General features: G+C 31.2%; 12 protein-coding genes. 2 read left to right on the top strand and 10 right to left on the bottom strand.

Translation table 11 applies throughout. The features are described from left to right. Positions 1 to 98 precede the first annotated feature (98 nt). The 10 genes from L2Z92_RS17770 to L2Z92_RS17725 form a co-directional block, all read right to left on the bottom strand. Entirely contained in the window at positions 99 to 551 is a 453-nt protein-coding gene (locus L2Z92_RS17770; protein ID WP_236455960.1) for a hypothetical protein, read from the bottom strand. A gap of 128 nt (positions 552 to 679) precedes the next feature. Further along, a complete protein-coding gene (locus L2Z92_RS17765; RefSeq protein WP_236455959.1) occupies positions 680 to 2,947 on the bottom strand; it encodes a S9 family peptidase in 2,268 nt (755 codons plus the stop codon). 147 nt (positions 2,948 to 3,094) lie between these two features. Continuing rightward, the gene (locus tag L2Z92_RS17760) at positions 3,095 to 3,553 is read right to left on the bottom strand and encodes a lipocalin-like domain-containing protein (protein WP_236455958.1); all 459 of its coding nucleotides are present in this window, start codon (positions 3,551 to 3,553) and stop codon (positions 3,095 to 3,097) included. Between the two features lie 41 nt (positions 3,554 to 3,594). Next, on the bottom strand, positions 3,595 to 4,206 hold the full coding sequence (locus L2Z92_RS17755; protein WP_236455956.1) for a hypothetical protein: 612 nt from the start codon (positions 4,204 to 4,206) through the stop codon (positions 3,595 to 3,597). Between the two features lies 1 nt (position 4,207). After that, positions 4,208 to 4,753 (bottom strand): YcxB family protein, encoded by a 546-nt coding sequence (locus tag L2Z92_RS17750; protein WP_236455954.1) that lies wholly within the window; start codon positions 4,751 to 4,753, stop codon positions 4,208 to 4,210. Continuing rightward, positions 4,750 to 5,118 (bottom strand): hypothetical protein, encoded by a 369-nt coding sequence (locus L2Z92_RS17745; protein WP_236455952.1) that lies wholly within the window; start codon positions 5,116 to 5,118, stop codon positions 4,750 to 4,752. The genes L2Z92_RS17750 and L2Z92_RS17745 overlap by 4 nt, the downstream gene beginning before the upstream one ends. Positions 5,119 to 5,217: 99 nt before the next feature. After that, entirely contained in the window at positions 5,218 to 8,877 is a 3,660-nt protein-coding gene (gene purL / locus L2Z92_RS17740; RefSeq protein WP_236455950.1) for a phosphoribosylformylglycinamidine synthase, read from the bottom strand. Between the two features lie 179 nt (positions 8,878 to 9,056). Further along, complete coding sequence (locus tag L2Z92_RS17735) at positions 9,057 to 10,631, bottom strand: endonuclease (protein WP_236455948.1); 1,575 nt, start codon at positions 10,629 to 10,631, stop codon at positions 9,057 to 9,059. Positions 10,632 to 10,733: 102 nt separating this feature from the next. Then, positions 10,734 to 11,384: a DUF1579 domain-containing protein gene (locus L2Z92_RS17730; protein WP_236455946.1), complete on the bottom strand. Its 651-nt coding sequence runs from the start codon at positions 11,382 to 11,384 to the stop codon at positions 10,734 to 10,736. A 21-nt stretch (positions 11,385 to 11,405) separates the two neighbouring features. Next, positions 11,406 to 12,962, bottom strand: coding sequence for a hypothetical protein (locus L2Z92_RS17725; protein WP_236455944.1), 1,557 nt, complete (start codon positions 12,960 to 12,962; stop codon positions 11,406 to 11,408). A 130-nt stretch (positions 12,963 to 13,092) separates the two neighbouring features. Here L2Z92_RS17725 and L2Z92_RS17720 point away from each other — a divergent pair, with 130 nt between their 5' ends. Next, positions 13,093 to 13,518, top strand: coding sequence for a PaaI family thioesterase (locus L2Z92_RS17720; protein WP_379678204.1), 426 nt, complete (start codon positions 13,093 to 13,095; stop codon positions 13,516 to 13,518). Then, on the top strand, positions 13,518 to 14,549 hold the full coding sequence (locus L2Z92_RS17715) for an isochorismate synthase (RefSeq protein WP_236455942.1): 1,032 nt from the start codon (positions 13,518 to 13,520) through the stop codon (positions 14,547 to 14,549). Before L2Z92_RS17720 ends, L2Z92_RS17715 begins: the two co-directional genes overlap by 1 nt. Positions 14,550 to 14,553: the final 4 nt, after the last annotated feature.

The following is a 14,553-nucleotide window of genomic DNA, read 5'->3' as shown; positions in this document are numbered from 1 at the left end:
AAAAAAATCTTGGAACAGTAACCTTTAAGCTTCTAGTATTGTTTATTATTTTAAACTATCAATTACTTTGTTTTCTTTTATTTTCATTTTTCTTAAGTTTATTCAATACTAATTTTGCTTTTTGATTCTATATCTGTTCTATCGTTAAATTGAAAATCAAAATACTCAGCTTCTCCTTTTTTACCAGTGACTTCTAATTTACTTCTTCCAATTTCGACATTTTTCTTATCGAATGCTTTTAAATACAATGTTTGGTCAATGTCTTTATCGAAAATTAAGTATAAAACTAATACATTGTCTTTTCCATTATTTAAATTACTTTTAACTTCATACTTTCCAGTTTTTAAGCCTTTTTCAATAAGTTGAGAACTCAATGTAATCTCGCATTCTAGTGTTTTTTCAACGCCATCTGATACACCATCAAAAAATTCTGTAGCCGATTTCCCAACAGTTTCTCCTGTTTTGTTAATTGTTTCTTTTGTTGTCTCTTTTACTTTGTTGCAAGACATGAAAAGGGTTAAAATTGTAGTTATAAAGATTGTTTTTTTCATTGTTGTTATTTTTCCGAAATATAAGCATAACTTTAAAAATCAACAGTATATGGAATGTAATTTTTTGACACTAAAAAAGGCAATTTCAATTAAGAAACTGCCTTAGTGTATTTTTAAATTGTTGCTCTTTATTTCTTTAGGTTTTTAGCTAAGAAACCTAAAGTAGCTTCATACATATCAATTGAATTTTCTTCTTTACCAAAACCATGTCCTTCATCATACTTTACCATATAAGGTACTTCAAATCCTTTGGCTCTCAATCCAGTTACAATTTGATCGGATTCTGAAATATTTACACGAGGATCATTAGCACCTTGAATTACAAACAGTGGTTTTTTGATTTTGTTAATTTGGAATACAGGTGAAACTTCTTTAGCAATTGCAGCTTCTTCTGGATTATCTAAATCATACCAAATTTGTTTTACAATTTCTTTGTAAGGTTTCCAATATTCTGGAAAAGAATCGAAGAAGGTAAAAATATTAGATACTCCAACATAGTTTACACCACAAGCATATAAATCGGGAGTTTTTACTAAGCCCATTAGAGTAGCATAACCACCATGACTTCCTCCATAAATAGCGATTTTATCTTTGTCTACCCAACCTTGCTCAATAGCATATGCCACACCATCTTCCACATCATCCATTAATTTTCTACCTATTTGCTTGAAACCAGCTTGCAAAAACTCTTTTCCATAACCACCAGATATTCTAAAATTAACTTGTAGAGTAGCATATCCACGACTAGCGAATAGTTGTGTTTCTGGATTAAAACCCCATGAATCTCTTACGCCTTGTGGTCCACCATGTGGATTTACAATTAAGGGTACTTTTTTACCTTGTAAAGCTTCTTTTGGTAAAGTGATGTAACCATAAATCGTTTTTCCATCTCTACTTTTAAATTGTATAGGTCTCATTTCTGCCATATCAGCTTCTTTTAACTGTGGCATTAAATCATATAATAATTTAAATTTCTTTGTTTTAGCATCATATTGGTAATATGTACCATATAATTTATCACTTTGAACTACAACTAAAAACTGCGTTTCATTGTCATCATAATCAACAATATAAGCTTCTTTATTTGGGAATTCTTTCTTCATTTGACCGTAAATATCTTTGTATAGTTTACTTACAGGTATGATTTCATATTTTTCTCCTTCATAAGAGAAATTATCAATTTCGTAGTTTCTCTTTCTTGCTAACTTTAATCCGTTTACATCGAATGTAGGGTTCGAGAATATTTCTTTAAGGACTTTCTTTGCAGCTAAATCGTATAAAACAACGCGAGTTTTGTCACTATCTAAATTAGTTAAAACGTAGGCTTCGTCTTTGTTTTTCGAAGCATAATTGAAACTTATTATACTAAAGGTATCATCCCAATTAGTAGTTAAAAGTAAATTAAATTCTCCTGTTTTATTGTCTTTATAGTACATTTCATTTTGAACACCATTGGCTAGCTTACTAAAGCCTCTAAGGTTTCCATCTTTGTCAAACTCATAACCTTGAATAGGATTTGCTACATCTTCATTCTTATACAGTTGGACTAATTCTCCAGTAACGATATTCAGTTTGAAAGGTTCGAAGACTTGCTTATTGTTTTTGTTCATTGAAACAATAATGTAATCTTTTTGTTCTTTTAAAATATTATCAATACTTGCTTGTACACCATCAAAAGGAGTAAGGTCTTTTAGATTATTACCATCAATATTAACACCATATATATGGTAATTTTCATCACCACCTTTATCCATAGAAAAGAATAAACGTTCGTCATTTATCCAACCATAACCGCGAAGTAGTTCTTCTTTTTCTTCAATTACTTTCTTTATGTTTCCAGTAGCTAATTCTTTAACATATACATGACGTTTGTTGTTTTCATCTTTCTCACGATACGACATGTATTTTCCGTTAGGTGAAAGTTGAAATCCTGATGCTTTTGGTTTTGCGAAATAATCGGAAACCGAATAGCTGAAATTTCCTTTATCATAGGCTTTTAGCATATCTAATTCTTGCTTAGAAGAAGGTAAAGCCGTATTTCCAGGTAGTTTGTTTTCGAAAGAAGATAGTGTTAGAGGAAGGTTCATACCTCCTTGACGGAATTCTCCAACAATTTGTCCATTTTTAAAGGCTCCACCAAACTCAATTCCCATTTGTTGAGCTTTTAACGTGATAGCATTGTTGTTGACCTCAGTTTTGTCTATAGCAACTCCTGAAGCACCTTGCATAGGTACGTCCATCGTTGAAGTATATACATTGTCTTTTTGTGCAATATGGAATATGATTTCCAATTTCATTCCTTGAACGTCTAGTTCTCCTTTCCAGTCTCCAACAAATTGTTGGGCTTGTGTGGTGATACTCATAAGTAGTAAAATGATTAGATTTTTTGTTTTCATAAAATGTAAATTTTAAGCTTTTAGAATGATTGATGATTATGTAATAAATAAAAAACAGACTACGATGTTGTAGTGTGTATTTACAATATTTGACTATTCTAAGCTATAAATGTTACAATTTTTGTTTTTTTTAACACCGAATTGTGATTATTTCTCTTTTATGTAAGTTTCTATATTTAAGTGATTAACACCTAGTTTTTCAATCTTTTCTATCCCTTTTATAATTAATGTGTCATTTTTAATGCTGTAATCAAATTCAAAAGTTCCACCTTCCCAATCTCTATAATTACAATATTCAAGATATTCGGTATATTTGTCTGATGTTATTTTTGCTTTTCCACCACCAGCTACAAATGTTGCTGTTGAATCTTTTCCATTGTTTAGATCATGTCTTAAAAATGAGAAATGAGTAGGAGTGATGATTTTTATTAATTCTTGCCCTTTTGTATAATCAACCAATGTAGTGTCTTTGTTTTCGACAGTTACACCAGTTAAAAGTCTCCAAGTACCAATTATTTCGTGTTGTTTTGTAGGTTTGGATTCTTTTTCTGAATTACATGAAGCTCCTAAATAAATGAAACTGCAAGCTAAAAATATTTTTTTCATATTGATTATTGTTTGTTAGCTCAAATTTAGAAAATAATATTTTAATATTTTAAGTTAGGCGTTTTTGAAGTAGAAAATGTACTATTTATTATTTTTAATAGATTACAAAAATCGATAAGTTCATCTACGTTTGGATATAATTTTAAATATCTTTCTGGATTATCGAATGTTACTTTGTTTCGTTTATTATAGTTTTTAACCATGACTAAATAGTTTGTTCCATCAATAGCCAAGGTCTTTTTATAGGAATACTCATATTCTCCATTAGTTAATCTGTCGATTTCTAATTTTCCTCGAAGTTTGTATTCAATTTCAGATTGATTGGGTAAAAACTCAATATTAGTAGCCAAAATTTGAATCCAAGCTAGTTCTAAATCTTCATCGGTTTTCAGTAATATTTTCTGAATTTTTGTCGGACTTTTGAAATTAGTAGAAGTATAGTATTTATATTGCACTGCTTCCCATTTTTCATTTTCAAAATACAAATGAAGGAGTTCGCTATAATTTGTAGTGCCCTCTTTTTTATAAATTCTAATTTCTTTTTGATTTGTTAAACTATCTGAAATTTTAAGGTTTGCATTGATTTCAGAAATGTTTTGACTAAAAGCAAAAATAGAATAGAGTAGGGTGATTGATTGAAGTAGGTTTTTCATTTTATTTCCATTTCCAATCTAATTCCACATTTTTCTTCCAGTTGAATTTATCAGCGATTTTATTTATTTCTAGATGGAATTCTTCTGAATTCGTCAATTTGTTTTTTGGTATTATTAGACTTCCTCCCGTTTTTAATTTAATAAAATAATAGTCTTTTATTTCGTTTAATTCTTCAAATGCTGTATAATTCATTTTAGTTTCAAAATTAGCATCATTAGAAGTGATATATTCCTCTTCAAAGTTTAAAGTTGATTCTTGCCCAAAACGATTATAATAATTTTCTTCAATATGTTTAGAATAATGAGTTTTATATTGTTTTCTTTGATAAAAAGGGAAAAAAAGGAATGTTATTATAGTAATAATAAAAAGTAAATAACTATGTTGCTTATCATGATAATAGAAAGTAATTACAGCAAATAAAAGAAAAGAAGAAGTAAGCATTAACCATGTATTACGCTTCTTTTTGCTGATTCTTTTATTCTTTGAATCTGTATATAATTGATATTCTAAAAAATCGTTTTTGTATAGACTGAGTTGTATTTTCATTTTTTAAAATTTATATATGTAGAAATACAAAATGAAATAATAGCTAATATTGAAACAATGAAGGCTAAAAGTTCTTTTGTTTTTGAAATTTTATGTTCTTTATGTTTGAATTTGTAAAAATTAGATTTTTGCTTGCTAATTCCAGCTCCATCTTCAATGTAGAAACCTTTTGTTTTATTATAATTAATGCTTTTATCTTCTTTTAAGTCGAAGAGAATTATTTCAGTTTTTAAATGGTTAATATTTAATTGCTTAGATATTTCTAATGAAGTGTAAGAAAATTGTAGTGAATCATCTTTATTATAAGCTAAATATTTTTCGCATAAGAATGATAGAACTTTGTGATGAAACTTATATCGATTCATGTTTTTAATTTTAAAAGTAAATATAAAAAATTTCCCAAAACAAAACAGCCTCTAATATAGAATCTGAGGCTGTTTTTGTATATTATTTAAAAGAATTTATTATTTTTTTTCAATCCATTCTCTTGCATTAACAAAAGCTTCAATCCAAGGAGAAACTTGATCGTTTCTGTCTTTTGGATAGTGTGCCCAGTTCCAAGGGAAAGTAGAACGTTCAATGTGTGGCATCATTACTAAATGTCTTCCAGTGGTGTCGCACATCATTGCTGTGTTAAAGTCAGAGCCATTTGGATTGGCTGGGTAACTTTCGTAACCATATTTGGCAACAATATTGTATTTGTCTTCAGTGTAAGGTAAATTGAATTTTCCTTCTCCATGAGAAATCCAAACCCCTAATGTACTTCCAGCTAAGGTTTTTAACATCACCGAATTGTTCTCTTGTATCGTTACCGAAGTAAAGTTGCTTTCGTGTTTGTGCGAATCGTTATGCTGCATTTTTCCATGTACTTCATGGTCCGGATTGATTAATTCCAATTCCATCATCAACTGGCAACCGTTACAAATTCCAACGGATAAAGTGTCTTCTCTTTTGAAGAAGTTTTTCAAAGCAGTGTTGGCTTTTTCATTATATAAAAACGCTCCAGCCCAACCTTTAGCACTTCCTAATACATCTGAATTAGAGAACCCTCCAACAGCTCCAATGAACTGAATGTCTTCTAAAGTTTCACGACCCGAAATTAAATCGGTCATGTGAACGTCTTTTACATCAAAACCAGCTAAATACATGGCATTTGCCATTTCACGCTCCGAATTACTTCCTTTTTCACGAATAATGGCTGCTTTTGGTCGGTTATCTTTTGGAAACGAAGCAATTTCACCTGTAAATTGTGTTGGGAAAGTATAGTTTAACGGTTGGTAAGCGAAGTTTTCAAAACGCTCTAGCGATTTTCCGTTTTTGGTTTGTTTTTGATCGAGTAGGAAAGAGGTTTCAAACCACTGTTCTCTGTATTTGTTAATGTCAAAAGTTAAAAGTCCAAGGTCTAAAGTGCTGCTATTAGTAACTTTTCCTAATTTGAATACTTCAATTCCTTCAAATGCTTTTTCGAAAATAGTATCGTCTTTAGCTTGTAAAACAATTGCAATATTTTCAGCGAAAAGAATTTTAACTAAGTCTTTTTCGGTAAACGAACTAAAATCTAAAGTTACTCCAATATTTACATCGGCAAAACACATTTCTAATAAAGTAGTAATTAAACCACCACTTCCTATATCATGTCCAGCAACTATTAAATTGGCTTTAATCGCTTCTTGGATCGTATTAAATGCTTTTTTAAAGAAAGCACTATCTTTTATCGTTGGTGTTTCAGTACCAATTTTATTTTGGGTTTGAGCGAAGGAACTTCCTCCCAATTTAAAAGCATCTTGAGATAAATTTATATAGTACACTGAACCTTTGTCTTTTTGGAAAACAGGTTCTACGACTTTAGTAATATCATTACAGTTTCCAGCAGCAGAAATGATTACAGTACCTGGAGAAATGACTTCTTCATTAGGATATTTTTGTTTCATAGAAAGCGAATCTTTCCCTGTTGGAATATTGATTCCTAATTCGATAGCAAATTCCGAACAAGCTTCCACAGCTTTATACAAACGAGCATCTTCTCCTTCGTTTTTACAAGGCCACATCCAATTGGCAGACAAAGAAACCGATTTTAAATTGTCTTTTAAAGGAGCAAAAACGATATTCGATAACGCTTCTGCAATAGCATTTCTACTTCCTGCTTTTGGATCAATTAAAGCCGAAATAGGTGAGTGGCCAATTGAAGTAGCAATTCCTTCTTTTCCGTTATAATCTAAAGCCATTACACCAACATTGTTTAATGGCAATTGTAATGGACCAGCACATTGTTGTTTAGCAACTTTTCCACCTACACAACGGTCTACTTTATTTGTTAACCAATCTTTACAAGCCACAGCTTCTAATTTTAGAATTTCTTCTAAATAGCTAGGTATATTTTCTTGTGAATAAGCAATTTCTGAATAATTTCTATCAATCGTTTTATCGGTCATGATGGTTTTAGGAGAACTTCCGAAGAAATCTTCCAAAGCGTAATCCATTGGTTTTGCACCTGTAGTTTTGCTTTCGAACGTAAAACGATGATCACCCGTAACATCACCTACTTGGTACATAGGAGCACGTTCTCTGTCAGCAATCCTTTGAAGTGTATCGATATCTTTTTTACCAATAACTAATCCCATTCTTTCTTGTGATTCGTTACCGATAATTTCTTTAGCAGATAACGTTGGGTCACCCACAGGTAATTTATCCAAATCGATTAAACCACCTGTTTCTTCAACAAGTTCAGATAAACAATTTAAATGTCCACCCGCACCATGATCGTGAATAGAAACAATAGGATTTTCGTCGCTTTCTACTAATCCACGAATAGCATTAGCAGTACGTTTTTGCATTTCTGGATTCGAACGTTGGATAGCGTTTAATTCTATACCGGAACTAAATGCACCAGTATCTGCTGAAGAAACAGCAGCGCCACCCATTCCAATTCTATAGTTTTCACCACCTAGAATAACAATTTTGTCTCCTATTTGTGGTTTCTTTTTAATCGCTTGATCTAATTTTCCGTAACCAATTCCACCGGCTTGCATGATTACTTTATCGTAACCTAATTTGCGAGCTTCTTCTTCATGTTCGAAAGTTAAAATTGAACCTGTAATTAACGGTTGCCCAAATTTATTTCCAAAATCAGATGCTCCGTTTGAAGCTTTGATTAAAATATCCATTGGCGTTTGATACAACCATTTTCTTTCTGGCATTCCGTTTTCGTAGGCTCTATTATTCGTTAAACGCGAATAGGAAGTCATATATACTGCAGTTCCTGCTAAAGGTAAAGAACCTTGTCCGCCAGCTAAACGATCACGAATTTCTCCACCTGAACCCGTTGCTGCTCCATTGAAAGGCTCAACGGTTGTTGGGAAATTATGGGTTTCAGCTTTTAAAGAAAGTACGGATTCGAAGTCCTTTTTCTCATAAAAATCAGGTTTATCAGCTGATTTTGGTGCGAACTGTTCTACAACTGGTCCTTTTACAAATGCTACATTATCTTTATAAGCCGAAACGATATCGTTAGGATTTTCAGAGGATGTTTTTTTGATTAATTTGAATAGAGAAGTTTCTTTTTCTTTACCATCAATTACAAATGTTCCGTTGAAAATTTTATGACGACAGTGTTCTGAATTGGCTTGTGAAAAAGCAAATACTTCAGAATCGGTCAGTTTTCTACCAATTTTAGTAGCTAAATTATTTAAATAGTCAATTTCTTCATCATTTAATGCTAAACCTTCTGTTTGATTGTATGATGCAATATCATCAATTTCTAAAATCGCTTCAGGTGATACATTTATTGCAAAAATATCTTGATTTAATTTAGAATATTTTTGGGATAACATCGGATCAAAATCTAAATAACCTTCTGTTACTTTTTCAAACTCTTCAATTCTAATGATGTCTTCAATTCCCATATTCTGAGTAATCTCGACAGCATTAGTACTCCAAGGTGTTATCATAGCTGCTCTAGGACCAACAAAAAAAGCATCGATAGATGCCTGAACTTTATTTTGATTGTCTACAATAAGTGAAGCGTTAAAAAGCCAATTTAATTTTGATACAGTTTCTACTGAAAGTTCATTTTGAGACTGAACAGCAAATAGAGTAGCGGTTTCGTTTCCGAAAAAATGAATCATTGTGTTGTGTTGTTTTATTCCGTTGCGCTTCAAACAATTCGTTTCGCCTCGGGTGTTGTTGTTTATAGTGCAAATTTATTTTAAAAAAATTGAAGTTCAAAGCATAAATATCAAACTTAGTAACAAAAAAATCCTATCATTGTAGAAGGATAGGATTTTTAAGTATTTTATGAAGTTTTTTATTCGATTATTACTTTTGAAACTTTATTAAAAACAGTATTAGAGACTCTGATATAATAAATACCTTTTGAAAGACTATTAATCTCAATTTGGCTATCATTTTGAATAGTTTTTGAATATACTTTCTGACCTAGTATTGAATGTATTTCAACTAAAGTAGTAGCGTCTATGTTTTCTACTGAAATACTGAAATTTCCATTATTTGGATTTGGAAATGCCCTGAATTTAATAGTTGAATCAACGTTTTCTTGTGTTGTTTTGTTTCCTAAATCACTACAAGTATTCGAAGCAAAGGTATTCCAATCTGAACTATTATAAGTCGTTTTTGGTACAGTTGCAGTTGATTTTCGTCTAATTGTTACCTCAGAAGCAAAATTTGATGCCCCACCGTTGTAGTTTCCAATAATATCAATTAATACACCATTTTTGAAAAGACCAATAGGGTCATTTCCATTAAATGCCATTTCTGTAGCACTAGTTGAAATGTTTGCATTGCTTTTATTGTAACACGAAGAAGATATCGAACTGTTCACAATTACAAATTTTCCATTATTGTTTAATGTACCTGATAAATTTAACCCTGAACTCCATGAACCTGATCCATTCGTTTGTTTTTTTACAGAATAGGAAGATAAATTGATATTATTTCCAGTTTCATTTTTGATTTCTAAAGCCTTGTTGTTTGATGAACCTTCAACATATTCAGAAAGATATAAATCGCTCTTAGTACCCGAATTGTTTCCTCCTCCTGTATTGTCTCCTCCAGAAGTTCCGCCCCAAATTAAATTGACATAGTTTGGATTGTCGATATATGGATTTCTATTTCCTTGTCTAGCATAAATAGCATTATTTCTTTCAATTTCCCTTGCGCTAACAGGGTCTTGTGCATGCCATGCTAAAAGCATATTTAGGAAAGGAGTTGTAAAAACCTGTGTACTGTTATTATTAAACATATCGTAATTGTAATTTGCTACAGTATTTTGATAGCGTGTCGCAAAATAAAAATACATGCGTGCTATGTCTCCTTTAAAAGCATCTACAGGTTCGAAAACAGTTCCAGAATATCCAGAAACGGCACTTGAGCCTAATTTGCTTCCATTTCTAGTTGTTATAGATGCTGATGCAACATCTCCGTGAGGATAATTAGAACGAATACCATTTACTTTTCCATCTGTAGGTGTTATAAAATGAGCATCTGCAACCATTGGAGAAGCAGAGTTGAAAACAGATTGCGGAATCATGTGTTCTCTATTATAACAATTTCCTTCTATGGAATAGGTTCCGCATTGATTAGAACCGTATGTGAAGTTATAGGGATCTGAGCCATTCTGAACTTCTGAGTATAAATCGAAAATGGTATTGTCATTTTCGTTTTGATGATCTCTATCTGATGTATTGTATGTTGTCCAAAGTCCACTATAACCTCTATTATTATGGTTTTTAATAATATTGTATAATTGAGTTTTTAGTGTGTAGCCATTTCCTGAAGCGGATGAATAATAGCCTGAAGGGGCTTGGCCGTAAGTAATACATACAGAAAGTATTACAAAAAAGAATGCGTTAATTTTTTTCATTATAGTTGTGTTTATGTAGAGTAAATATATACACAAAAACACTATTAAAAATTAACGCATTGTTAAATTATTAACATTTTTATTAATAATAATAAAATGTAATTATTTTCTTCTTTTTAAGATAATCTCCATTGTTTTGAATTCTATGCCATCATAACCAGTATCATACATTTCTAATTTATGATTGTTAGAATCGATATAGGTAATGACTTCTTTCATTCTTTTTAACTGTTTTGTTACAGGATCTACACTTTGTCCTTCCATTTTAAGAATATTAGTTTCCTTATCTAATTTTCCTCTCATGTTTGTTACACCAGAACTCATATTATCAACCCAAGTTGAAACATATTCTTGTGTAGCATTATCAAAAGACATAGTTCCTCTTCCTTCAAATGGCATACCCATAAAGTCGCCTTTATGGGTCATTTCTTGATGCATCCCGTTAAGAATCATTTTATACTCAGCAGTTGCTTTACTTGTTTGTGGTGTTGCTCCTGCGTGCATCCACATTGTTAATTCTTCGTCCCAAATTCCATTTTCTTTAGCTAAATTCATATGTGCTTCATTTGGAGTCATGTAGTCCATCATCGCTTTATTAATTGTAGCAGAATCTGGAATAGTTATTGGTTCTTCAACGGCAATTTCTGTAGTCGTATCAACAGGTTTTACTTCTGTTTCTACTTTTGTTTCTTCGTTTTTACAAGAGGCAAAACTAATTGCAATAAGTAATAAAGGTAGTACTGATTTTTTCATGATGCTATAAGTTTTTGTTTATTAGTTAAAGATAATAAAATTATAGGCTCCAATATCTGAAGGATTTGTTCTTGAAGCTCCTAATATATCATTTGTACCCGTTGAGAAATTAAAATCGGCCATTCCTTTTGCGGCAGAATCATTCCCAATCATTAACTGATTTTTGTTTCCGTTTTTAAAATCAGGTTTGTTTGTACTTGAATTTGTTGCAATTAGGCAGTTTGCGTATTTACTTCCTGAAAATTGATACTCAGGGTGTGAACCAAATTGGTTACTAAAGTCGTTAAATTTGATTAAACAATTATTGAATTGATAATTAAAATTAGCGTCTATACCTTCTTTCTTCAAGGATATTGAATAATTGGTTGTTCCGTAGATTAAGCAATTATTAAAATTAGCTTGTGTCAAGGCATACGTTGGGTTTCCGTCATAATCATCAATTAATAAGGAATTCTGATTTGGAGTTCCCCAATAATTTGCAATTGTACAATGTGTGAAATTATAATTCCCACCAAAAGTGCAAGCTAAACTAGTTTGTCCAGAGTTATTAATTACAACATTAGTTGCATCAATATGTCCAGTTCGGGCTAATAATCCAACATTACTAGAATTGTAAATTTGCACATTATTCATAGTTATAGTTGGTGATGCTGTTCCATCGTTTCCACTAACAAGTAGACCAACAGTTGCATTTTTAATAGTTAAATTCTTTAAATTTATATTCGTGCTTCCTTGTGTAAACCAAATTGTTCCCCATTGTCCTGAAACTTCTGAAAAATCAGGTTCTAGTCTGTCTCCTTCAAAAATAACTTCATTCTCTAAATCTTCAGTTGTTGAAAGTGTTCCGTTTACTTGCATTGAAGCATTGTTAGCCATAATTAAACCAGATTCAGCATGAAAATGCACTCTTGCTCCAGCATCGACTATTAATGTTTTGTTTGATGGGACAACTGCATAACCATATATTACATAAGGTTTGTTGTTTGTCATGTGTAATTCATTCCCATTTATTGGATCGGTTTCATCTAAAACGGTTCCTCTAATTTCAATTGGGTCGCCATTTATATCAACACCTAAATTAATAGATTCATAAGTATAAGTATCATCTGGATTTTGTGTACGTTGCGGATAAATAAAGTAGGCATCTTGTATAAGTGTAACCAATTCTACTTTTTGTGTTTGGCTTCCTTCTCCAAATAGAATTCGATCGGTGTATAGAAAATCGGCAGGATTTGCGTCTATTGCATCAGCTGTTACTTCTATAAAAATGTACATACTATCTTTGGCTAACATTTCAACATTTTCAAAAACATTTCCAGGAATTCCATCAACCATTAAACGATATTTAGAATTGTTTCCTTTCTCTAATTCAAGTTTTGGAATAGATATATTTCGGTTACTTTTATTATATACTTTTAAGGTATAAGTACTTGATCCAATGTTTGTAAAAACTGTGTCTAAGTATACTGTATCTTTTGAAAAACCTAAGTTTCCTGTGCTCGATTCAAAGTCAAAATCTTTACGACAAGAAAATAAAACGATACATAAAAGAATAAATATATAAGAGTAATTTCTCATTTGAATTTTATATTATTAGGATTTATTGGTAAAAGTAATTATTTTTTTAAAGTTATAACGTAAGATATATTGTTTTGTTATACGGATTAAAGTTGATAGAATTTGTATTTTTGTAAAAAACAGAATTATAATGCTTAATAGAGAAGAAATGTTAGCTGCTTGCAAAAAAATGTCTGAAAACACATTGATGCAAACTTTAGAAATAGAATATATAGATGCAGGAGAAGACTTTTTAACTGCAAAAATGCCAGTAAATCCAAGAGTGCATCAACCAATGGGATTATTGCATGGTGGCGCTACAGTGGCTTTAGCAGAAAGTGTTGGAAGTGCTGCTTCATTAATGTTTATCGATCCAGAAAAATTTGAAGTTAGAGGTATAGAAATTAGTGCCAATCATTTAAAAAGCAAAAGAGAAGGAATGGTTTATGCAACAGCTAAAATTGTACATAGAGGAAGAAGTATTCATTTGTGGGAAATTCGAATTGTTGACGAAAAAGAACAGTTAATTTCATTGTGTAAATTAACGAATATGGTATTATCTAGAAGACAAAGATAATGCAAGGAATTTTAGATAAAATAGATACTCAGTATCAGTCAAAATTACCTTTTGTTATTTATGCCGCTCCAAATTCAGAAACTTTGCAAGCTTTTTTTCAACGCAACGCTGTTTTAGAATCGTTTTTTGGACAAAGTGGGTTTGTTTTTGCTCCTTTTTCAAATTCAGAAAAATATATTTTAAGTGAAAAGCAGTGTGATTTTTTTGAAGCAATCATCAAAGAAAAAAACAATACAGATTCTACCTTTGAAAAAGAAGAAACGGATCCATTAGTTAAAAATGATTTTGAAGATTTAGTAAAGCGAAGTGTTGATGCAATTTTAGAAGGACAGTTTCAAAAAGTGGTAGTTTCTCGAAAAGTTAACTTAGCAGTTTCAATTAATTTTAAAAATACTTTTTTAAAATTAGTAATGCAATATAAAACAGCTTTTCGATATTTATTTTTTCACCCAGAGATAGGAATGTGGATGGGAGCAACACCAGAACAACTGTTAAAGATTGAAGGTACTACTATTAATACTGTTGCTTTAGCAGGTACACAATTGTATAATGATACTCTCGTTTGGGAAGCTAAAGAAATTCAGGAACAACAATTTGTTACCGATTTTATTACAAATGAAATTAAGCCATTTGTAGAAGAAATTAAGCTTTCGGAACCTTACACTGCAAAAGCAGGTACTTTAGCGCATATTAAAACGAACATTGAAGCTACATTAATAAATAGAGAACTCGCTAAAGAGTTGTTGTATAAGATGCATCCTACACCAGCAGTTTGTGGATTGCCTAAAAAGGAAGCGATGGAATTTGTTTTAAAAGAAGAAGGATATGATAGAAAATTCTATTCTGGTTTTTTAGGAGAATGGAATAGGAATGAAACTTCAAATTTGTTTGTCAACTTAAGATGTATGGAAATTGAAGAAAAGCAAATTAACCTATATGTAGGTTGCGGAATTACAAAAGATAGTATTCCGGAAAAAGAGTTTTACGAAACAGAAAATAAATTAGCAACAATGCTAAAAATTATAAATTAACTGA

Source organism: Flavobacterium jumunjinense (genome assembly GCF_021650975.2).
GTDB classification, from domain to species: Bacteria; Bacteroidota; Bacteroidia; order Flavobacteriales; family Flavobacteriaceae; genus Flavobacterium; species Flavobacterium jumunjinense.
This window is presented reverse-complemented; position numbering and strand designations above follow the sequence as displayed.

Bases quoted from the DNA above. Each gene is read 5' to 3' on its own strand.
- purL (WP_236455950.1), bottom strand. From the start codon at position 8,877: ATGATTCATTTTTTCGGAAACGAAACCGCTACTCTATTTGCTGTTCAG.
- L2Z92_RS17765 (WP_236455959.1), bottom strand. From the start codon at position 2,947: ATGAAAACAAAAAATCTAATCATTTTACTACTTATGAGTATCACCACA.
- L2Z92_RS17715 (WP_236455942.1), top strand. From the start codon at position 13,518: ATGCAAGGAATTTTAGATAAAATAGATACTCAGTATCAGTCAAAATTA.
- L2Z92_RS17750 (WP_236455954.1), bottom strand. From the start codon at position 4,753: ATGAAAATACAACTCAGTCTATACAAAAACGATTTTTTAGAATATCAA.
- L2Z92_RS17770 (WP_236455960.1), bottom strand. From the start codon at position 551: ATGAAAAAAACAATCTTTATAACTACAATTTTAACCCTTTTCATGTCT.
- L2Z92_RS17745 (WP_236455952.1), bottom strand. From the start codon at position 5,118: ATGAATCGATATAAGTTTCATCACAAAGTTCTATCATTCTTATGCGAA.
- L2Z92_RS17760 (WP_236455958.1), bottom strand. From the start codon at position 3,553: ATGAAAAAAATATTTTTAGCTTGCAGTTTCATTTATTTAGGAGCTTCA.
- L2Z92_RS17735 (WP_236455948.1), bottom strand. From the start codon at position 10,631: ATGAAAAAAATTAACGCATTCTTTTTTGTAATACTTTCTGTATGTATT.
- L2Z92_RS17730 (WP_236455946.1), bottom strand. From the start codon at position 11,384: ATGAAAAAATCAGTACTACCTTTATTACTTATTGCAATTAGTTTTGCC.
- L2Z92_RS17755 (WP_236455956.1), bottom strand. From the start codon at position 4,206: ATGAAAAACCTACTTCAATCAATCACCCTACTCTATTCTATTTTTGCT.
- L2Z92_RS17720 (WP_379678204.1), top strand. From the start codon at position 13,093: ATGCTTAATAGAGAAGAAATGTTAGCTGCTTGCAAAAAAATGTCTGAA.
- L2Z92_RS17725 (WP_236455944.1), bottom strand. From the start codon at position 12,962: ATGAGAAATTACTCTTATATATTTATTCTTTTATGTATCGTTTTATTT.